The organism is Bacillus sp. FG16 (genome assembly GCF_057809515.1).
In genome coordinates, this window is record NZ_JBMDKC010000031.1 from 38,176 (window position 1) to 57,281 (window position 19,106).

A 19,106-nucleotide genomic window follows, 5' to 3' on the forward strand; every position below is an offset into this window, starting at 1 on the left:
CAAATGAATGGAAACATGTACAAGTTGATTTAGTAATAATGATTTAAATGTCTAGATAAGGGGATGGAGTATGATTGAATTGGAAATTAGGGTGGAGCGTCTTAGGAAAGAACAAATAGGCGATATTGTATCGTTATCTTCTTATATTGGCTGGGATTATAACAGAGAAGAAATTGAGACTATTTTTGATTCAGGTATCGTATATGGTGTGTGGAATGAGAGGGAGAAACTAATTGCTAGCGCGGCAATAATATTATATGGGGAGAAATTAGCGTCTATCGGAATGGTCATTGTACATCCAGATTATAAGGGGAGAGGGATTGGAAAGGCGATAACGAATTCATGTATTAAGAGCGTATCGGTTCAAACTCCCATTATACTTATTGCTACGGATGAAGGGAAGCCCTTATATGAAAAATTAGGATTTAGGGTAGTAAGCTATGTTTCTAAATATATTTGTAACTCGTACAATGTGAATGATTATTGTGTAGGAAATGAAGATTATATGGTGAAGTATGAAGAGTGTGATTTAGAAGAAATAATAAAATTAGATGAAAATGCGTTTGGAACAAATAGAAAAGTATTCTTAAAGAAAAGAATGATACAAAGTGAACAGTGCATCGTTGTAAAGGACAACAAACGAAATGTATTAGGTTACGGTTTAAGTATACAAACATCAGAAAATAAAATAATAGGACCAGTTGTTGCGAAAAATGATACGATGGCAATGAGGATTGTACATTATTTAGCAAGAGAGCATCATGGTAAATTAAGAATGGATGTACCAGAAGGAAAGAATGGTTTCATGAATGAATTAGAGATTACTGGTTTTCAAAAGGTTAATACACCACCAATTATGATGAAAAATAGCGATAAATTATTAAAAAGGAGTAATGAACTGTATAGCATTGCAGCACAAGTTTTTGGGTGAAAAAAGAATCCTTTCGTGAAAAGGATTCTTTTTTATAGCCAATTTAATCACGATATTGGTCATGAGTTGGCTGAAAGAGGTCTTCCTCGATATCTCTCACCATAGAAAAATTATCAACGTTATAATGACCGTGTAAAGTTTTATTGTGATGACCAATAATTTGTTCTGCAGACAATACGTTAGAATCAGTTGTTGAATGCCCGTTTTTAATTAATGTAAGTCAAATCCTTGTACAGTTGCTGTCCTAACGGCAGTGTCAATACAATGTTCTGTTTTACATCCGCCTATAACAATATGATTAATGTTTTCTTCTTTTAAAAGTTCAAGTAAAGAAGTGCCGTAGAATGAATTGGTTGCTGCTTTATTAATAAGGATTGCAGACTGGGGTACTTGAATTTGATTATGTACTTCAAATCCTTCGCCGCTGCCAGAAGCAACATCGATATCTCTTACGAAAACAATAAGAGCATTTGAATCTATTGCTTTCTGCAGTGCTGTATTTAGTGTAGATAATAGCTCGGTTTTGCGAAAAACTTCATTTTCTTGCTCATTTCCATCAATTAATTCTTGTTGAGCGTCGATAATTAATAGTGCTTGTTTCATCGTGTCTCCCCTTTAATATGAAATAAGTTCCACTTTACATATTCCTTCAGGTTGTTAGGAAATCCTCCATTGTAAGCGAAGTAGAAGATTGATTTACAAAGTTGTCAAAGAAATTTCATTCTCATAGCGTGTAAAAACATGTATGATAGGAGATGGAGAATTTTTGAGTAGGTGGGAATAACATGCAAACAGTAGAAGATTATCTTTCATTCTTACATACGAAAGGATTTAAATTATCAGAGGAAGCACAAGGGTTTATTATGTTCGGACAAGGATATACTGGTGCGTCTGATGGGATTGTGAACGCAGCAATAGAAGCAACAATTAAACATCAATTGCAGTTTGATGGTAGTTATTTCGTTGCGTTATTAGAACGATTGAAAGAGGAAGAAATTACAGATAAAAAAGCGCTAAGGCTTTTATGCGGAAGTTACAAGCGTAACTTCACGCAGCCTGCGCTTCTTTTTTTGTTTTGGAAGGTAATTCAACAAAAATCATGCCTAGGAAAATACAGAGGCATCCGATAATAGCAGAAATAGAAAGTTGTTCGTTTGCAACGAGAACGCCTGTTAAGGCAGCAAAAACGGGTTCCATTGCGAAAATGATTGCTACTCTCGTTGGAGACGTATGTTTTTGTGCTGATGTTTGAATGAAAAAAGCAATGGATGTCGCAAATAGGGAAGTTAAAAATAGAGCGAATAAAAAGGAAGAATTCGTCCATAGTACTACTGAAAGTAATTTTTCCCAATCTTCAAACAAAAAGGCGCAAATAGAAGAAAACATACCGACAGCTAATACTTGCGACGTGCTTAACAATAAAGGTGATATTTTCTTAGAGAAGAAGCCGTTAACAAGAATATGGGCAGCGAAAGCGACTGCACAACCGAGAACGAGTATGTCTCCAATGTTTAATTGAAAAGAATCAGCAGCTGTTAATAAGTATAAACCCGTTGTAGCTACAGCAATACCAAGTACGATGAAAATGGTAGCTTTTTGTTTTAAAAAGATAAATGATAAGATTGGGACCATAACAATGCTTAGCCCAGTTAAGAAACCTGCTTTTGAAGATGTTGTATAGAGTAAGCCAAATGTTTGCAATAAATAACCGACAAATAAGAAAAAACCAACGATTATCCCTGCCGTGCTACTATGTTTTATATCTTGTTTTGAAGCTTTTTGTGAGAAAATAATTTGAACGAATAATAAAATAATTCCAGCGAATAAAAAGCGAATACCATTAAACGTAAATGGACCAACGAAAGACATAGCGTTTTGAACGACAACAAACGTAGCTCCCCAAATAAAAGAGACAAATAATAAAGCAAGAGGAGCAATCCACTCTTTTTTCACACTCATACCCCCGTTAATTTTGTAATATAGCTTTTCTAGCTAATTCATCAGCTACTTTATTTTGACTACTTGGAATCCACTTAATAAAAAAGAGATCGAAGTTTTTTATGTACTGCAGTGCTTCATCTAAAAGAGGTGCAAATATTTTATTTTTTGCGTATTCCTTTTCAACAGCCCGTTCGACAAGCTGGGAATCTGTACGAAAAGAGACAGTGCTATAATTATGCTCGATGCAATATTTTAATGCTAGAAGTAAAGCGCGATATTCTGCTTCATGATTGGACATTGTTCCAAGTGGTAATGATAATTGTACAGGCGGCTGAACGCCTTTAATAAACACTCCTGCACCAGAAGGACCAGGATTTCCTTTTGATGCACCATCAATATATACTTCAATCAAAATGAGAAACCTCCAAATTATAAGATTATCCCCTACTTAAATATTTTTTGAAGTAGGGGATAGAGTAGTTATCCGATTGTGATGCTGTAACGACATGTAAATGTTTCATTCGCTTGTAAAGATTGAATTCCCTTTTTGTCCTTGAAATCTTTTGCTGGTTTTACTTCATCAGCGATTCCGTACCAAGGTTCAATACATAAGAAAGGTGCGTTATCCCCTGGTGTCCATACGCCGACAAATGGGAATCCATCAAATTCTACTTTTACAAATTTATTATGTTTATGAGAACGAATAGAAATTTCATCCGTATTCATATTTTCAAAAATAAGCGCATCATTTTTGAATAAATCATATGTAAGTGGCAGTTCAGTCATATTTTCAGCGATTAATTGCTTTTTGTTTGAAAGGTAAGGTCCTTCTAATACGCTTGTTTCTAAGTGTTCCGAACCATTAAACGCTAAGTGATAATCTGTAAATGATTCACCGTCCAATAAAGGGAAGTTGAATCCAGGATGTGCTCCGATTGAGAAGAACATCTCTTTAGAAGTAGGATTGTTTACTTCATATGTTACATGAACGCTTTGTCCATCTAGCTCATAAGAAACGAGTAATTCGAATTCATATGGGTATTTTTTTAATGTTTCTTCATTACTAGTAACGATATAAGTGATCTTTGTTTCACTTTGTTCTTTCACAGAGAAAGTAAGATCACGAGCGAAACCGTGTTGTGTTAATGAATATGGTTTACCGTCTACGTAGTATGTATTATCTACTAATCGGCCGACAATTGGAAACAAAATTGGTGCACGGCGTCCCCAATAAGTAGAATCACCTTGCCATAAATATTCTGTGTTGTCTTCTTTTAAGCGAACGCTCTGTAATTCTGCACCTTTGTCAGAAATGGAAACGATCACTTTTTCATTTTGAATTGTTGCTGTCATGAAGTGAAACCTCCTAAATCTTTCATATGTTTCATTATACGTTGTCTAAAAGGAAAAAGGTAGTTTATGATAGGAATCTATTGACGAAAGAGGGGCTACGACGTAAAATATAATCTTGTTGCTTAAAAAACGAATAACGTGGTTCGAAACCATCCCACGTAAAAAAACTAAGGAGATTTTGTCATGAATATTAGAACTTTAGTCGGTAATGGTATTTTAGCGGCATTATATATTGCTGTTTCTATGCTTATTCAGCCATTTGGCTTTACGAATGTACAATTTCGTATTTCAGAGATGTTTAATCATCTCGTTGTATTTAACAAGAAAGCAATTTACGGAATTGTATTAGGTGTATTTTTAACGAATCTCTTGTTCTCACCTATGATCGCTTATGATTTAGTATTTGGAGTAGGTCAATCTATTCTTGCATTAGTTGCAACGATTATTTCTATGCGATTTATTAAAGGTGTTTGGGCTCGTATGATTTTTAATACAGTTATCTTTACGATTACAATGTTTATGATTGCAATTGAACTTCATCTTGCATTGGGTTTACCATTTATGTTGTCTTGGTTAACTTGTGCAATTGGTGAATTTGTTGTCATGGCGATCGGTATGCCTGTAATGTACTGGATTAATAAGCGAGTACAATTTGAAAGATTTATGTAATAGATGAAAGAGCTATTCCTATAGGGATAGCTCTTTTTGTATGTAATCATATTGAATATAATGCTGTGACTCTAGATAAAATATAATAAAATAAAGTGAGGCTTCAATTAGCCGGATATATATAAGAAGTCTTACATAAGGGGAATGTAGTATGAAATATAAAATTCATTGGTTGTATAAAACGAAGCGTGGATTGCAGACGGAATTAACAACAGAGTATATGAACATAGAAGAAGTACTTCAATTTGCAGAGGATTTTGAGAAAACAGGAAGAGTAAAAGAATTTTCATTTTATGATGAAATGGACGCAGAATGGTCATTAAAAGAGATGAAAAAGTTAAGTAAGCAAGTAGAGGAAGAGCCCCAAGAAATACTCGTTTATTTTGATGGGGGGTATGATGTGCAAACGAAAGAAGCTGGCGTTGGTATATGTGTGTATTATAAAAAAGGAAATACAAACTACCGCATTCGCCGCAATGCATATATAGAAGGTATAGATGATAATAATGAAGCGGAGTATGCATCACTATTATACGGTATGAATATACTCGAGGAATTAGGGATTAAATATGAAGCAGTTACACTTCGCGGCGATTCTCAAGTTGTATTGCAGCAATTAGCCGGAGAATGGCCTTGTTATGATGAGCATTTAAACCATTATTTAGATCAAATTGAACAAAAGGCGAAGCAAATGAAATTAAAACTTGTATGTGAACCAATATCTAGAAAACAAAATAAAGAAGCACATCAATTAGCAACGCAAGCATTAGAAGGGACAGTCATTGATAGTCATAAAGAAATAACCGAATAGAGAGGTGCAACGGTGGATAAAAAGCAACTCATTACAGAGGTAAATGACTTATTAGAAACATACTGTGAAGGATGTTTCTTGCGAGAACATAATCGAAAGACAAATAGTAAGTATTATGCTCATTCATTTTGTATAAGACAATGTACAGTTGGAGAAACATTGAAAAAGTATGGAGAACAGTTGTCATAAAAAAACATCCAGAGAAAATTCTCTGGATGTTTTTTTAGTGCTTTGCTTCGTTTAATTGCTGCTCGCATTTGCTTAGTTTCTTTTCCTCGTTCATTAAAAATGGTTCATCTAAATCTACTGCAACAGATTTCATAATTTCAAGCTGTGAGCGAGCTGCTTCTACTGCAGTAGTGGCATGCTCTAATGTGTCTGGATCCATTGAAATTGTTGCAGAACCTACCATCTTTTGTGCTGTTTCTACACGGAATTTTACTTCTTCAAAATCATTTACTTCTGATCCCATTGTTACTGCCTCCTTTGTATATTGCGCATTTCACATAGTTTTTGCTCTGTAAAACGGAAATATACAAAGGAATAATAAAGGAGGTTACCAAGTAAGGTAACCTCCTGTTATATGTTGGATTAAAGTTTTACTACGTTAGCAGCTTGAGGTCCACGGTTACCTTCAGTAATGTCGAAAGATACTTCTTGACCTTCTTCTAAAGCTTTGTAGCCATCTCCTTGAATAGCAGAGAAATGTACGAATACATCGTCAGCGCCTTCCATTTCGATAAATCCAAAACCTTTTTCGTTGTTAAACCATTTTACTTTTCCTTGCATGTTATAATTCCTCCTAAAAGCGTTTACTATTTTCATTTAGTGAAATTCATTTGAAAAATAATATAAACTAAAAATGCTATATTCTTGAATATTCTGCTAAATGATTAATTTAAATATACACGAATTGGGAGAATTTAGTCAAGTAAGCGATTTTATTTTTTGTATTTTTAAATAATTTTTCAGTCGAATTTTTAAATAGGTATAGGACAGGCCGAGTATGTAATATTCTTAATTGAATGCTATACATAATGAGGTGAAAGAATGAATAAGTCTTACTTATTAGATAATGAAGAAATGAGAACGAGAACCGACATACCGGATTGGGTTGCAAAAGAATTTGAGATTTTTTCAAGTGTCGTGTTAGAACCAACTTTTCCATGTTATTTCGGTTTAACAGCTTTGAAAAAGAATGAACTTCGCTATTCATTTCTTTCTCATAATGATTGGAGTCATTTGCCACATACAATGTTATCTTTTTTAGAGTTAATGAAAGAGAGGCCGATTGTGAGAAGAGGCTTTTTCCTTTTTGTAGAACCGGAATGTGAAGAACAATCACTCGAATATTACCGTGATTCCTTTTGGAAAGTGCTACAGTATTTACATGAAAACGATAATCAAGCATGGCCAAAGCAAATTCCTGAAGATCCAGACCATTATTTATGGGAATTTTCATTTGGTGGTGAGCCAATATTTGCATTTGGAAATGCGCCAGCTTATAAACAACGAAAAACTAGACATTTAGGGAATTCTCTCGTTATTGGGTTTCAGCCACGCACTATTTTTGATGGATTAGAGGGAGATCGTCCTAAAGGAGCATATTCAAGACAAATGGTCCGTGAGCGAGTTGAAAAGTGGGATCAATTGCCGAAACATCCTAACATTAGTCATTACGGTGACCCAGAACATCGTGAATGGAAACAATATTTCATAGGAGACGATGTAGAGCTAATAAAAGGGAAATGTCCTTTTCTTCATAGGATAGAAAAATAAGAGCCATCATCTGGATGGCTCTTTTGTATATTTTGGATAAAAAAGGGTATTTTATTATGAAAGCTAGTCTATTTTTTAAAATTACATCATTAACTAGTAGTAAAAAGAGAAGAAAGGATAGAGCGATGTTTGGAGCAATTATACAGCAAATCGTATTAGGTATTTCATTAGCTGCGCCAGTAGGGCCGATTAATATTGAAATGTTAAAACGAGGAATTGAACGTGGGTTTTGGCATGCTTGGGTTGTTGGAATTGGTGGAATGACTGCAGATGTTTTATTTATGCTTCTCATTTATTTCGGTTTATCTTCTGTGTTTATGTATACATATGTACAAGCCTTCATGTATTGCACGGGTTTTTTCTTGTTATTTTATTTAGGATTTCAAAGTGTAAAACAAGGAATTTTCCACTCGAATATGGAATATAAAAAAGAAGAGGTAGGTGGCCTTAAGCAATCGTTTATGGCAGGATTTTTAATTGCGATATCCAATCCATTAAATCTTGTTTTTTGGTTTGGTATATACGGAAGTACACTTAGCTCATTACTTACGAAGGTAACGAAACAAGAAGCTTTTTTGTACAGTCTTTGCATTATTGCCGGTATTATTTTATGGAATTTAAATATTGCTTTTTCTGTACATTTTGGAAGAACTTTATTAAAACCAAAAGCGCTTGGCTATATAACAGCCGGAGCAGGTATTATTTTAGTAGGGTACTCTATACATTTTGCATACAAAGCTTTACAGTTGTTCACATAAGATTGAAGGGGAGATTTTTATGTATCGAACCACTATTGACGGAAAAGAAATTATAATTACGTTAGCGCCAAAAGTCCGAAGAGAAATTACTGATAGAAATCCACTATATGAAGCGGTATTTCATAATGCTGCAAGATTGCTACAAACAAAGCAACCGACGTTTGCAGTAAATCATGAAATATTTGGTCTCATTATTGGAGAAGTGCAAAGAGGAGAAGTAACAGTGTTTGCGGTGGAACATATTATTCCGAAGCAAAATATATTTGGACCGAACAATTTTTTCTCGACAATAGAACAGCAGGCAAATTTGTAAAATGAATAGAATAAGAATAGAAAAGAAATAGTCGTAACGATATGTTGCGGCTGTTTTTTTGGAAAAGGGGGAAACAAGATGAAGAAAGTGGGGAAAGAGTTCTTTTTACAACATGATATCGTTATTATGTATAGCATTCTATTTATTTTCATTATTATTTTAAAAATGCAATTTTTCACGTGGTTTGGCATGTTAGCATGTATGTTTGGGATTGTTTTCTATACACTTAATGAATACATGACACATCGTTTTTTATTCCATATTAAGCCGCCTAAAAACACATTTCTATTAAAAATGTTAAGAAGATTACATTATGATCACCACGTATATCCAGATGATTTAAAACTTTTGTTTTTACCTGTATGGTTTAGTATACCTAGTTTTACTATTTATTTGCTTATAGCATATGGTATTACAAAAAGTGTTACTATTACACTTTCATTTGGAATCGGAATGATTATCATGCTGCTCGTTTACGAATGGAAACATTATATTGCCCATAGACCGATTCGTCCCGTCACTAAGTTTGGAAGATGGCTAAAAAAACAACATATATTACACCATTATAAAAACGAAAAGTTTTGGTTCGGTGTTTCAAATCCAGTATTCGATTTTATATTTGGAACACTTAAAGACGGAAAAGATGTTGAGTTAAGCGAAACAGCTCGTAATTTAGAAAAGGAAAAAAAGACAAAAGTAGTGCGTTAAGCACTGCTTTTGTCTTAATGAGGAAAAAATAAGTAAGGTGTCACTTTATTTTGAAAAAGTATATTAAAAATTTAGGAGAAATTGCCGAAAAATGTCTATCGAAAAATCTTTGCATGAATGCATGGATTGTCTAAAATAAGTATAAGTTTCTGAATATTTATAAAATTTAGTCTTTAGGTATACAAGGAGGAAGTGTATTTCAAGTAAGAGAGGGGATCGGTTAATGAAACGAGATGATACGTCAGCACGTAAGTTGCAAAATGAAGTGAATTATACAGAGGTCGTTCAGTCGGAAGAATTTCAATTGTTATTAAATACGAAAAAGAAGTTTATCGTTCCAATGAGTATTTTCTTTTTTAGTTTTTTTATTGCACTGCCTATTTTAACGTCGTATTCAAAGGTGCTTAATACACCTGCATTTGGTGACGTTACATGGGCGTGGGTATTTGCTTTTTCCCAATTTATCATGACATGGGCACTATGTATGATTTATAGCAAAAAAGCAGAATCATTTGATGAAATCTCCCAAAAAATTCTGCAAGATATGCAAAAAAGGAGGGGCTGAACTTGAATACTACTGCATTTGCACTATTTTTAATTATTGTTCTTGGTACGCTCGTCATAACATATTTTGCATCGAAAAAAACGAAAAATGCGAGTGAATTTTATACGGCTGGAGGGGGGATTAACTGGTTGGCAAAATGGTCTGGCCATCGCTGGAGATTACATGTCTGCTGCTTCATTTCTTGGTATAGCCGGAGCAATCGCATTAACTGGGTTTGATGGATTCTTTTATAGTATCGGTTTTTTAGTTGCTTATTTAGTTGTACTATATCTTGTTGCAGAACCGCTTAGAAATTTAGGGAAGTATACTTTGGCGGATATGATTGCAGCACGCTTTGATGCGAAAAAAGTTCGGGGAGTTGCAGCTCTTAATACGATGACGATTTCTATCTTTTATATGATTGCACAATTAGTTGGCGCGGGTGCACTTATTAAATTATTATTAGGGATTGAATATACGACATCTGTATTAATCGTTGGAACACTTATGACGGTGTATGTTATTTTTGGAGGGATGACAGCAACAAGCTGGGTACAAATTGTTAAAGCGGTACTACTAATGGCTGGTACGTTTATTATTTCTGTTATCGTTTTCGCAAAGTTTAATTTTAGTGTGACTGAAATGTTTGCACAAATGAAAACAGCTACGCCATTAAAAGATTCGTTTTTAAATCCAGGAGTAAAGTATAAAGTTGGCCTTGATACACTTTCTTTAAATTTAGGACTAGTTCTCGGTACAGCGGGATTACCACATATACTTGTCCGCTTTTTTACAGTACGTGATGCAAAAACAGCACGTCAATCTGTTGTATATGCGACGTGGTTAATTGGTGCGTTTTATATTATGACGATTTTCTTAGGGTTTGGAGCAGCAGCGTTTGTAGGAAATGAGGCAATTATTAAAGCGAATCCAGCGGGTAATATGGCAGCACCTTTATTAGCTAAAGCGTTAGGTGGGGACTTCTTATTTGCTTTCGTATCAGCAATTGCTTTTGCAACGATTTTGGCTGTAGTGGCAGGTCTTGTATTAACAGCAGCATCAGCATTCGCTCATGATTTTTATAATGAAATCATTCGTAAAGGAAAATCAACGGAAAAAGAGCAAGTATCTATGGCTCGTTATGCATCTATTGGAGTAGCGATACTATCTATCATACTTGCATTATTTGCCCAAACATTAAACGTAGCATTTTTAGTATCATTAGCATTTGCAGTTGCAGCGAGTGCAAATCTACCAGTAATTTTATTTACAATATATTGGAAGCGTTTTAATACAACGGGTGCTATTTCGGGTATGATTGTAGGTCTCGTATCAGCAATTGTTCTCGTAGCGTTGAGTCCGAATGTTTGGAACCCTGTAGCTGGAAAAGCTATTTTTGTTGGGGAAGCGTTATTCCCATATACGACACCAGGAATTATTTCAATTCCACTCGGATTTCTTGCAGCATATTTAGGAACGGTTTTATCTAGTAAGAAAGAAGATGCAGCGAAATTTGATGAAATTCTCGTGAAATCTAATACTGGTCATGGCATTAGCGATGCGTCTTCACATTAAATAAAAGAGGAGCTTTTCGATAGATAAGAAAAGCTCTTTTTTCTTTTGTCATTTTCTTGTAAATATTACTGATTTGTAAGTAGGATTTGTCTTAATTTTGTGGAATGAAAATAGCAGGGAGAAATTTAAGTCATCATGGCACCAGCGCAGCTTTTGTGAAAAATAAGTTGTTATGGAAGGTGGAAGTAATGATGAAAACGAAGCAAACTGATGAATTATTAGCAAAAGATGAGCAATATGTTTGGCACGGAATGCGTCCCTTTAGTCCAAATAGTACAATGGTAGGGGCAAAAGCTGAAGGGTGCTGGGTTGAAGATATACAAGGAAAAAGATATTTAGATGGTATGAGTGGCCTTTGGTGTGTGAATAGTGGATATGGAAGAAAAGAGCTCGCAGAAGCGGCTTATAAGCAATTACAAACATTATCATACTTTCCAATGTCACAATCCCATGAGCCAGCTATAAAGCTTGCTGAAAAGTTAAATGAGTGGCTTGGGGGAGAGTATGTTATTTTCTTCTCAAATAGTGGTTCAGAAGCGAACGAAACAGCTTTTAAAATAGCAAGACAATACTATGCTCAAAAAGGTGAACCACATCGTTATAAATTTATGTCACGTTATCGAGGGTATCACGGGAATACAATGGCGACAATGGCAGCGACGGGACAAGCGCAGCGTAGATATCAATATGAGCCGTTTGCTTCAGGTTTTTTACATGTAACACCACCGGATTGTTACCGTATGCCTGAAATTGAAGGGCAGCATATTTATGATGTAGAATGTGTGAAAGAAGTCGATCGTGTTATGACGTGGGAATTAAGTGAAACAATTGCTGCGTTTATTATGGAACCTATTATTACAGGCGGGGGCATATTAATGCCACCACAAGACTATATGAAAGCTGTTCATGAGACGTGTCAAAAACACGGTGCCTTGCTTATTAGTGATGAAGTGATTTGCGGTTTTGGACGTACAGGAAAAGCATTTGGATTTATGAATTATGATGTAAAGCCTGATATTATTACAATGGCAAAAGGTATTACGAGCGCATATTTACCATTATCTGCAACAGCTGTGAAAAAAGAAATATATGAGGCTTTTAAAGGTAAAGGAGAATATGAATTTTTCCGCCATATTAATACATTTGGTGGGAATCCAGCAGCTTGTGCATTAGCACTTAAAAATTTAGAGATTATGGAAAATGAAAATTTAATTGAGCGATCTGCACAAATGGGTTCCCTTTTATTAGAGCAACTAAAAGATGAAATTGGGGAACATCCACTTGTTGGGAATATTAGAGGAAAAGGTCTATTAGTTGGAATTGAATTAGTAAATGATAAAGAGACGAAAGAGCCAATTGATAATGACAAAATTGCAAGTGTAGTAAATGCTTGTAAAGAAAAGGGCTTAATTATAGGACGAAACGGTATGACAACAGCAGGATATAATAACGTTTTAACATTAGCGCCGCCTCTTGTTATTTCAAGTGAAGAGATTGCTTTCGTTGTTGGAACGTTGAAGACAGCGATGGAGCGTATTTAATAAATAGAGAGAGGAGCGAGCTGTAATATAAGGCTCGCTTTTGTTTAGTAGGAGGGGACTTTTAATGGAGAAATATGATCCTAACAAACATTATCACATCGGATATTATGAAGACGGATATGATTTAGAAGTGACGGCGTACAAAAGAATAAATGAACCAGTTTGGGATGCTTATATTCCGCACTATGAGGCAGACGATTTTTATAAGAAAGTGGAGGGAATGAAGCTAGGTAAATATATAGATGATTATGGCATTATGGTGTATTCATTTGAGAATGATATTGATGATAATGAAGTACGAATTATTTTTGAAAAATGGTTAAAAAAGAACGGGATTGTTTAAAGATAAAATAAAAAGGAGATTGCTATCTTATAAGATAGCAATCTCCTTTTATTAATATGAAATTTATTTACTTGCTTTCATTGCTTTATCTTTTGCACCAAAAGTGTATTTTAACATTGGTGGTGTAATCATTGTAGTTAAAATAACGACAATAACAATTGCTGTAAAGTAATCTTGCGCTAATAGACCTGAAGAAAGTCCTGTTCCTGCGATGATAAGTGCAACTTCACCACGAGAAACCATTCCAGCACCGATAATTGCAGAAGACTTAGCGTCAAATCCAGTCATGCGTGCACCAACACCACAACCGATTAATTTCGTTAATACAGCGATAATAGTTAATGCTAAGATGAACCAAATTTGATTGCCAATACCGTCAAATGTAATATTCATACCGATACTTACGAAGAACACGGGAACGAACATAGCGTAAGCGATTGGTTCTACTTTCTTTTCTACTTCATGTTTGTAGTTCGTTTGAGAAATAGCAATACCAGCTGCGAAAGCACCGATAATACCAGCAATTCCTAATAATTCGCCGAAATATGCGAATGAGAAACAGATGATAAGAGCCGCGCTCACGATAGACTCAGATACGCGTAGTGGTGATAACCAGCGCATAATCGCAGGAACACCTTTCCATCCGATTAAAATAATAGAAGCGAAGAATACTACTTTCTTCAAGATAACCATTGTTAAGTTAACATCATCAGTACCTAAGAAGCTCATTGCAAATGCTAATAAAATAACAACAAGAATGTCATCAAATACAGCGGCTCCAAGCATCGTCGTACTTTCACGTGTTTTCATTTTACCTAAATCACGAAGTGTTTGTACGGAAATACTAACACTTGTCGCACATAGAAGTAATCCTAAGAATACAGCGTTTCCTTGTTCCATTCCCATAACAAGACCGGAAACGTAACCACCTACGAATGGAAGAATGATACCTCCGAGTGCAACGGCTAAGGAAGAATTACGATTTGCATTTAATTCTTCTAAGTCTGTTTCAAGTCCAGCCATAAACATTAAAAGAATAACCCCGACATTACTTAATTGAGTTAGAAGCTCTGAATTTTCAATCCAACCTAATACAGCTGGACCGATAACGATACCGACAATTAATTTACCTAATACAGAAGGTTGACCTAATCTAACACTAAGATCACCAGCAAGCTTTGTACTTAATAAAATAAGTGCAATTTGAAAGAAAAATTCGAATTCCATCTGATCCTCTCCTCATCATTTTTAGTTTTATCATACGATTTCTCGGAATTTGCCTAATGAAAATATGTAAAACCCATTAAACAAAAGGGTCTGATTACAAGTTCTTTTGAACTCGTAATTTGAACCTGTAATTAATATATAATAAAATTTATTAAAAATCAATGGAAAAATAGCAGATTTTCATGATGGAATTTGATTTAGGTATGAAGGGAATGGCTATATAATAAGAAGAAATAAGGCAATATTTTTAATGAATTGGAGAAGGAAACATGTTATTAAATAAACGCTTTACAATTGGAGAAATGGCAAAAATGCATAATATCGCAGAATCTACATTGAGGTATTATGATGAAAAAGGAATTTTTCATCCGTCCATTGTTGATCCTCAAACGAATTATCGTTATTATACAATCGATCAATTTTCACTGTTAGATACGATTAAATTTTTACGCCAGTTAAATATTCCGTTAAAGGAAATTAAGAAATATATTGATGAAAGAAATCCAACATACGCACTCAATTTACTGGAAAAACAACAAGAAATGATGCTGAAGAAACAAAGAGAAATTGAATATGCTTTAGCAAAAATGGAACATAGAATTCATTTAATAAAGAAGGCGACGAAAGCGGAAACCGATCGAATACTTATTAAAAAAATACCAAAAAGAAAAATAACAGCGATTGCAGTGGCGCCGAATACGACAGATGATATGTTTGATTATTATATCCATTCGCTTCAAAAAAATATGAAGCAAATGGATGATAGTCTATTTTCAGGAGATATAGGTGTGACAATTTCCAAAAAAGCATTCATGCAAAAGGAGTTTCAAGCATATAGCAGCGTATTTATTCTTTTGGATTATATGCCTTATCAAGTACATAGTTCAGATTCAATTAAAGCTGGTATGTTTGCGTGCGCTTATCATCATGGATCATATGAAGAAACAGGTGAAACATATAAGAAATTAATGGAATACATTGATCAAGAAGGATACGAAATAAGTGGAGATTCAATTGAGATTGGATTAATTGATTGGTCTGTAACAGAAAATCCAGAGGAGCAAGTAACAGAAATTCAAATTCCAGTAATGAAAAAATAGAGTGTAGGACTTTTATTAATTACAAACCTGCATCAATTCCGATAATTAAATTTCCTATTTTTTTAATTCTCTCTTGACCTTCAAGTTACTTGAAGGTTTAAACTGTGAACAGAGCGTTGAAAAAGGAGCATAATAGTATGGAAGCAACAGAAAAATTAAGAGAAAAACCAGTTAAAAGTTTATTTATTTCTTATTTAATACCAGCCGTTCTTGGAATGGTTTTAATGTCAGTGAATATTGTAATTGACGCGGTCATGATTAGTAGAGGAGTTGGGGCGAACGGTTTAGCAGGAGTAAACGTGGCTATTCCAGCGTTTTCGATTTTCTTCTCTATTTCATTATGGATCGGGATGGGCGGGGCAACGTTATATTCTATTGCATTAGGTGAAAATAAAAGAGAAAGAGCAAGGTCTATTTTTACTCAATCCATGACGGTAGCAGTTGTTATCGTAGGTGTTTTAGCGGCTATTTGTTTATGGAGAATAGAAGATTTAGCGTACTTATTTGGTGCAAATGAAGTGATTTTACCATATGCGTTAGACTATTTACACGTATTACTAACATTTGGAATGATATACGTTTTAGAAAATATTTTAAGTACATTTATACGAAATGATGGAAATCCTAATTTAGCAATGGCTGGTCTTGTTGTAACAGCTGTATTAAATATACTGTTTGACTATATCTTTATTTTTATCTTTGGATGGGGCGTAACAGGTGCTGCTTCAGCGACTATTCTTTCAGCAGCGATTGGTTTCCTTGTATTATTAACTCATTTCTTTAGAAAAAGTAGCATTTTAAAATGGACGAAATTCCATTTTGAATGGGATACTGTCAAACAAATTATGGTGATTGGTTTCCCGAGTTTTACAGCAGAAAGCACGGTTGCAATCGTAACGATTGGTTTTAATATCGCATTTGTCCAATATGCAGGAGAAGTAGGAGTAGCTTCCTATGCGATGGTGAATAGTATTCATGCAATGACATTACTATTATTCTTCGGTGTTGGAGCAGCATTGCAACCAATTGCTAGTTTTCATTACGGGGCAAATTTATCAGAGAGACTTCGTGAAGGATTACAGTTTGCTGTGAAAATTGCAGTTGTCCTCGGAGGCGTTGCGATAATTGTCGGATTATTCTTCGGGAAATATATCATTGATTTATTTGATGTTCAATCTCCAGAATTATTGGAGTTAACTTTAACAGGTATTAGTTTATTCTTTATCCAATACGTATTTTTAGGTTATAACATTGTGTATGGAGAGTACTTCCAATCAGTGCGACAAACGAAGAAATCAGTACTTATTATAATGAGCCGTGGATTACTATTTATCATTCCATTGTTATGGATTATGCCGAAATTATTTGGTATAAATGGGATTTGGCTCGTTATGCCAGTTGCTGAAGTAATGACAGCAATTATCGTATTTACAATGAATCGTATGAAACATCCTGTTCCATTAAATATGGCAGGAGAGAAAGAAGCGATATGATAAAAAATCCCCTTAAGCAATTAAGGGGATTTTCTTATTCTTTTAAACTAATCGCAAAAGATCCATCCGTTTCTTGAACAGAAGCAAAGGCAACGTTTTTAATATTTGTAATTCCTTTTTCTTTTAATTCTTTATATAACCATTTTTCATCTTTATGTATTAACTTTAAGTTATCATATTGAATTTGTGAATCGACGATAAGTGCAATTGGTAATCCAGCATACTTAACATCTATGTTTAAATCTTTTGGAGTTAATGGTACAAGTTCTCTTTTTGGTAAAATACTAATAGCTCCGTTCGCTTCTAAAATGGCGTATTCAATTTCATGAACACTTGGATATCCTGCAACGCGAAGATTAGAAAGTAGTTCGGCAATGGGATATCTACTTTTTTGTAAGTTCTCAAAAATAATATCACCATGTTTAATTAAAATGATAGGGTGTCCGAGAATAAAACGATTTAGTTTGTTGAATAGGCTTAATTTTGTAAGGAGTAAATGTAAACATGTAATAACAACCATACCGAGAAATGCTTGTAAAGCACCAGAGACGGGGATGGCCTGGAAAGCTAAATAAGATAAAAAAATTATAGCCCCAAAATCATGAGGAGTTAGTTGCGCTAACGCGGATTTACCGAGTAACTTAAGCGATAGTAAAAATAAGATGAAAAAGAACGACACGTTACATAAAAAGAGAAGCAATAGAGACACTCCTTCGTGTAAAGTTGTACTTACTATTCCCGAAAGTAATATAAATATTACCTTTCAGAGGATAAATTAGGGTTTATTGGAATTTGTCTGTATACAAACAAATAAATGGATATTATCATGAAGGAAGTAAAAGAAAATAGGAGTATATGAGTATGAGAAAGAAGAGAATAATAAAGTGCATTTTAGTTGTTATAATGATTTGCGCCGTATATGCGGGGTTTTTACAATATCACATTTATAAGCATGGACATATGAATGCAACCTACGATGCTGAGTACATAATTGTACTAGGATCGAAAGTAAATGGAACGAAACCATCTTATTCATTGCAATATCGTATTGATAAAGCAGCTGAATATTTAAAATCACATGAGAAAACAATCGCTATTGTATCTGGAGGACAAGGAAAAGGTGAAGACATTTCAGAAGCATTAGCAATGAAACAAGGACTAATAAAACAAAACATCGCAGAAGACCGTATTATAATGGAGGACAAATCTACGAGTACAGATGAGAATATTACATTCTCAAAACCGTTAATTCCAGCCGATATGAAAAAAGGTATGATCGTAACAAACGATTTTCATATGTTTAGAGCGAAAAAAATAGCGGCCAAACAAGGCTTACAATTAGAAGGTCTTCCGGCAAAAACACCGAAACCAATCATCATTCCATCGAATGTACGAGAATATTTAGCAATTACACAGTATTGGTTTATGAATCGAATATAGTGAAAGTGATCCCGCCTGAAAATTCAGACGGGATTTAATTTGAGGAAAATCTTACAAATATGTCACGTTAGTGAAAGGTAAAGCGATAGTTTCTAGAATGGTTTCCTGACATAATGAAGGTAACAAAAACTATTTAGAGGTGAATCGGATGAAAGGAAATAATATTTTATCTTCGTTATGTTACTTTAGTATCTTTTTTGCACCATTTTTACTACCAATTATCGTGTACTTTGTTGCAGAAGATGAAGTGAAATATCACGCGAAAAAAGCATTTTGGTCACATGTTTTCCCATACGCAATCTTATTTGGAGGACTAGCAGTATCAGGCATGTACGGCTTAGGTTTTAATCAATCTGACGGTGCTGAAATTGGAATGATTATCACATATGCAGTGTTCATTCTTGTAGGAATTTACTATTTCATTTGGAATATCGTAAAAGGTATTAAAGTGTTGAAAACGGCGTAATAAGACAATAAAAAATTTCATTTACCGTATTCATAGACGTTTTAAAAAAAGAGCAATTCAAAATGAAGTGACCCCTAAAAGTTAGACACGGTTATTTCATTAGGCAGCTTGATA

Annotated in this window: 22 protein-coding genes, 3 pseudogenes and 1 riboswitch; of the genes and pseudogenes, 17 read left to right on the forward strand and 8 right to left on the reverse strand. The window is 34.4% G+C overall.

The window, feature by feature from the left end; all coding sequences use genetic code 11:
* Positions 1 to 70: 70 nt before the first annotated feature.
* Positions 71 to 931, forward strand: coding sequence for a GNAT family N-acetyltransferase (locus tag ACODS7_RS13690; RefSeq protein ID WP_061666865.1), 861 nt, complete (start codon positions 71 to 73; stop codon positions 929 to 931).
* A 43-nt stretch (positions 932 to 974) separates the two neighbouring features.
* Here ACODS7_RS13690 and ACODS7_RS13695 read toward each other — a convergent pair.
* A pseudogene (locus ACODS7_RS13695) lies at positions 975 to 1,534 on the reverse strand (cysteine hydrolase family protein).
* 182 nt (positions 1,535 to 1,716) lie between these two features.
* On the opposite strand from ACODS7_RS13695, the pseudogene ACODS7_RS13700 reads away from it, so the two are divergent.
* Positions 1,717 to 1,976, forward strand: a pseudogene (locus tag ACODS7_RS13700) (DUF6123 family protein).
* A 2-nt stretch (positions 1,977 to 1,978) separates the two neighbouring features.
* Here the strand turns inward: ACODS7_RS13700 and ACODS7_RS13705 are convergent.
* The 3 genes from ACODS7_RS13705 to ACODS7_RS13715 form a co-directional block, all read right to left on the reverse strand.
* Positions 1,979 to 2,884, reverse strand: a complete 906-nt coding sequence (locus ACODS7_RS13705) for a DMT family transporter (RefSeq protein ID WP_142333767.1) — start codon at positions 2,882 to 2,884, stop codon at positions 1,979 to 1,981.
* A gap of 13 nt (positions 2,885 to 2,897) precedes the next feature.
* Positions 2,898 to 3,284 (reverse strand): reverse transcriptase-like protein, encoded by a 387-nt coding sequence (locus tag ACODS7_RS13710; protein ID WP_000573877.1) that lies wholly within the window; start codon positions 3,282 to 3,284, stop codon positions 2,898 to 2,900.
* 68 nt (positions 3,285 to 3,352) lie between these two features.
* Positions 3,353 to 4,225, reverse strand: coding sequence for an aldose 1-epimerase family protein (locus tag ACODS7_RS13715; RefSeq protein ID WP_098629004.1), 873 nt, complete (start codon positions 4,223 to 4,225; stop codon positions 3,353 to 3,355).
* Positions 4,226 to 4,357: 132 nt separating this feature from the next.
* Positions 4,358 to 4,402, forward strand: a riboswitch (PreQ1 riboswitch).
* A 6-nt stretch (positions 4,403 to 4,408) separates the two neighbouring features.
* On the opposite strand from ACODS7_RS13715, the gene ACODS7_RS13720 reads away from it, so the two are divergent.
* The 3 genes from ACODS7_RS13720 to ACODS7_RS13730 all read left to right on the forward strand — a co-directional run bounded on the left by ACODS7_RS13720 (position 4,409) and on the right by ACODS7_RS13730 (position 5,894).
* Positions 4,409 to 4,894, forward strand: a complete 486-nt coding sequence (locus ACODS7_RS13720) for a QueT transporter family protein (protein WP_001026480.1) — start codon at positions 4,409 to 4,411, stop codon at positions 4,892 to 4,894.
* 151 nt (positions 4,895 to 5,045) lie between these two features.
* The gene (locus tag ACODS7_RS13725; protein WP_071714518.1) at positions 5,046 to 5,705 is read left to right on the forward strand and encodes a ribonuclease H family protein; all 660 of its coding nucleotides are present in this window, start codon (positions 5,046 to 5,048) and stop codon (positions 5,703 to 5,705) included.
* Positions 5,706 to 5,717: 12 nt separating this feature from the next.
* On the forward strand, positions 5,718 to 5,894 hold the full coding sequence (locus tag ACODS7_RS13730; protein ID WP_000358801.1) for a zinc-finger domain-containing protein: 177 nt from the start codon (positions 5,718 to 5,720) through the stop codon (positions 5,892 to 5,894).
* Positions 5,895 to 5,928: 34 nt separating this feature from the next.
* Here the strand turns inward: ACODS7_RS13730 and ACODS7_RS13735 are convergent, their stop codons facing one another.
* Both ACODS7_RS13735 and cspB read right to left on the reverse strand, forming a co-directional pair.
* Entirely contained in the window at positions 5,929 to 6,177 is a 249-nt protein-coding gene (locus ACODS7_RS13735; RefSeq protein WP_000534400.1) for a DUF2564 family protein, read from the reverse strand.
* Positions 6,178 to 6,296: 119 nt separating this feature from the next.
* Complete coding sequence (gene cspB / locus ACODS7_RS13740; RefSeq protein WP_001161731.1) at positions 6,297 to 6,494, reverse strand: cold shock-like protein CspB; 198 nt, start codon at positions 6,492 to 6,494, stop codon at positions 6,297 to 6,299.
* A gap of 261 nt (positions 6,495 to 6,755) precedes the next feature.
* On the opposite strand from cspB, the gene ACODS7_RS13745 reads away from it, so the two are divergent.
* The 8 genes and pseudogenes from ACODS7_RS13745 to ACODS7_RS13780 all read left to right on the forward strand — a co-directional run bounded on the left by ACODS7_RS13745 (position 6,756) and on the right by ACODS7_RS13780 (position 13,266).
* Positions 6,756 to 7,484, forward strand: coding sequence for a YqcI/YcgG family protein (locus ACODS7_RS13745; RefSeq protein WP_001043750.1), 729 nt, complete (start codon positions 6,756 to 6,758; stop codon positions 7,482 to 7,484).
* Between the two features lie 14 nt (positions 7,485 to 7,498).
* The gene (locus ACODS7_RS13750; RefSeq protein WP_016082209.1) at positions 7,499 to 8,242 is read left to right on the forward strand and encodes a LysE family transporter; all 744 of its coding nucleotides are present in this window, start codon (positions 7,499 to 7,501) and stop codon (positions 8,240 to 8,242) included.
* A 19-nt stretch (positions 8,243 to 8,261) separates the two neighbouring features.
* Positions 8,262 to 8,555: a hypothetical protein gene (locus ACODS7_RS13755; RefSeq protein ID WP_016082208.1), complete on the forward strand. Its 294-nt coding sequence runs from the start codon at positions 8,262 to 8,264 to the stop codon at positions 8,553 to 8,555.
* A gap of 78 nt (positions 8,556 to 8,633) precedes the next feature.
* A complete protein-coding gene (locus tag ACODS7_RS13760; RefSeq protein ID WP_000755397.1) occupies positions 8,634 to 9,263 on the forward strand; it encodes a sterol desaturase family protein in 630 nt (209 codons plus the stop codon).
* Between the two features lie 223 nt (positions 9,264 to 9,486).
* The gene (locus tag ACODS7_RS13765) at positions 9,487 to 9,828 is read left to right on the forward strand and encodes a DUF485 domain-containing protein (RefSeq protein ID WP_048565245.1); all 342 of its coding nucleotides are present in this window, start codon (positions 9,487 to 9,489) and stop codon (positions 9,826 to 9,828) included.
* A gap of 2 nt (positions 9,829 to 9,830) precedes the next feature.
* A pseudogene (locus ACODS7_RS13770) lies at positions 9,831 to 11,382 on the forward strand (solute symporter family protein).
* 191 nt (positions 11,383 to 11,573) lie between these two features.
* Positions 11,574 to 12,923 carry an aspartate aminotransferase family protein gene (locus ACODS7_RS13775; protein WP_000850962.1) on the forward strand — a complete coding sequence of 450 codons (1,350 nt, stop codon included), beginning with the start codon at positions 11,574 to 11,576 and terminating at the stop codon, positions 12,921 to 12,923.
* Positions 12,924 to 12,987: 64 nt separating this feature from the next.
* Positions 12,988 to 13,266 (forward strand): DUF3986 family protein, encoded by a 279-nt coding sequence (locus ACODS7_RS13780; protein WP_029441887.1) that lies wholly within the window; start codon positions 12,988 to 12,990, stop codon positions 13,264 to 13,266.
* Positions 13,267 to 13,329: 63 nt separating this feature from the next.
* On the opposite strand, the gene ACODS7_RS13785 is transcribed toward ACODS7_RS13780, so the two are convergent.
* Complete coding sequence (locus tag ACODS7_RS13785) at positions 13,330 to 14,493, reverse strand: cation:proton antiporter (RefSeq protein WP_029441888.1); 1,164 nt, start codon at positions 14,491 to 14,493, stop codon at positions 13,330 to 13,332.
* Positions 14,494 to 14,762: 269 nt separating this feature from the next.
* Here ACODS7_RS13785 and ACODS7_RS13790 point away from each other — a divergent pair, with 269 nt between their 5' ends.
* Together ACODS7_RS13790 and ACODS7_RS13795 are read left to right on the forward strand one after the other, a co-directional pair.
* Entirely contained in the window at positions 14,763 to 15,593 is an 831-nt protein-coding gene (locus ACODS7_RS13790; RefSeq protein ID WP_016082204.1) for a MerR family transcriptional regulator, read from the forward strand.
* 137 nt (positions 15,594 to 15,730) lie between these two features.
* Positions 15,731 to 17,086: an MATE family efflux transporter gene (locus ACODS7_RS13795; protein WP_029441889.1), complete on the forward strand. Its 1,356-nt coding sequence runs from the start codon at positions 15,731 to 15,733 to the stop codon at positions 17,084 to 17,086.
* A gap of 34 nt (positions 17,087 to 17,120) precedes the next feature.
* Here the strand turns inward: ACODS7_RS13795 and ACODS7_RS13800 are convergent, their stop codons facing one another.
* Positions 17,121 to 17,786: a DUF421 domain-containing protein gene (locus ACODS7_RS13800; RefSeq protein WP_000923922.1), complete on the reverse strand. Its 666-nt coding sequence runs from the start codon at positions 17,784 to 17,786 to the stop codon at positions 17,121 to 17,123.
* A 161-nt stretch (positions 17,787 to 17,947) separates the two neighbouring features.
* On the opposite strand from ACODS7_RS13800, the gene ACODS7_RS13805 reads away from it, so the two are divergent.
* Positions 17,948 to 18,526: a YdcF family protein gene (locus ACODS7_RS13805; RefSeq protein ID WP_029441890.1), complete on the forward strand. Its 579-nt coding sequence runs from the start codon at positions 17,948 to 17,950 to the stop codon at positions 18,524 to 18,526.
* A 148-nt stretch (positions 18,527 to 18,674) separates the two neighbouring features.
* Complete coding sequence (locus tag ACODS7_RS13810) at positions 18,675 to 18,992, forward strand: magnetosome magnetite crystal formation protein family (RefSeq protein ID WP_098629003.1); 318 nt, start codon at positions 18,675 to 18,677, stop codon at positions 18,990 to 18,992.
* The last annotated feature ends 114 nt before the right edge of the window (positions 18,993 to 19,106 follow it).

Bases quoted from the DNA above. Each gene is read 5' to 3' on its own strand.
- ACODS7_RS13690 (WP_061666865.1), top strand. From the start codon at position 71: ATGATTGAATTGGAAATTAGGGTGGAGCGTCTTAGGAAAGAACAAATA.
- ACODS7_RS13715 (WP_098629004.1), bottom strand. From the start codon at position 4,225: ATGACAGCAACAATTCAAAATGAAAAAGTGATCGTTTCCATTTCTGAC.
- ACODS7_RS13720 (WP_001026480.1), top strand. From the start codon at position 4,409: ATGAATATTAGAACTTTAGTCGGTAATGGTATTTTAGCGGCATTATAT.
- ACODS7_RS13725 (WP_071714518.1), top strand. From the start codon at position 5,046: ATGAAATATAAAATTCATTGGTTGTATAAAACGAAGCGTGGATTGCAG.
- ACODS7_RS13735 (WP_000534400.1), bottom strand. From the start codon at position 6,177: ATGGGATCAGAAGTAAATGATTTTGAAGAAGTAAAATTCCGTGTAGAA.
- cspB (WP_001161731.1), bottom strand. From the start codon at position 6,494: ATGCAAGGAAAAGTAAAATGGTTTAACAACGAAAAAGGTTTTGGATTT.
- ACODS7_RS13745 (WP_001043750.1), top strand. From the start codon at position 6,756: ATGAATAAGTCTTACTTATTAGATAATGAAGAAATGAGAACGAGAACC.
- ACODS7_RS13750 (WP_016082209.1), top strand. From the start codon at position 7,499: ATGGCTCTTTTGTATATTTTGGATAAAAAAGGGTATTTTATTATGAAA.
- ACODS7_RS13755 (WP_016082208.1), top strand. From the start codon at position 8,262: ATGTATCGAACCACTATTGACGGAAAAGAAATTATAATTACGTTAGCG.
- ACODS7_RS13760 (WP_000755397.1), top strand. From the start codon at position 8,634: ATGAAGAAAGTGGGGAAAGAGTTCTTTTTACAACATGATATCGTTATT.
- ACODS7_RS13765 (WP_048565245.1), top strand. From the start codon at position 9,487: ATGAAACGAGATGATACGTCAGCACGTAAGTTGCAAAATGAAGTGAAT.
- ACODS7_RS13775 (WP_000850962.1), top strand. From the start codon at position 11,574: ATGAAAACGAAGCAAACTGATGAATTATTAGCAAAAGATGAGCAATAT.
- ACODS7_RS13780 (WP_029441887.1), top strand. From the start codon at position 12,988: ATGGAGAAATATGATCCTAACAAACATTATCACATCGGATATTATGAA.
- ACODS7_RS13785 (WP_029441888.1), bottom strand. From the start codon at position 14,493: ATGGAATTCGAATTTTTCTTTCAAATTGCACTTATTTTATTAAGTACA.
- ACODS7_RS13790 (WP_016082204.1), top strand. From the start codon at position 14,763: ATGTTATTAAATAAACGCTTTACAATTGGAGAAATGGCAAAAATGCAT.
- ACODS7_RS13795 (WP_029441889.1), top strand. From the start codon at position 15,731: ATGGAAGCAACAGAAAAATTAAGAGAAAAACCAGTTAAAAGTTTATTT.
- ACODS7_RS13805 (WP_029441890.1), top strand. From the start codon at position 17,948: ATGAGAAAGAAGAGAATAATAAAGTGCATTTTAGTTGTTATAATGATT.
- ACODS7_RS13810 (WP_098629003.1), top strand. From the start codon at position 18,675: ATGAAAGGAAATAATATTTTATCTTCGTTATGTTACTTTAGTATCTTT.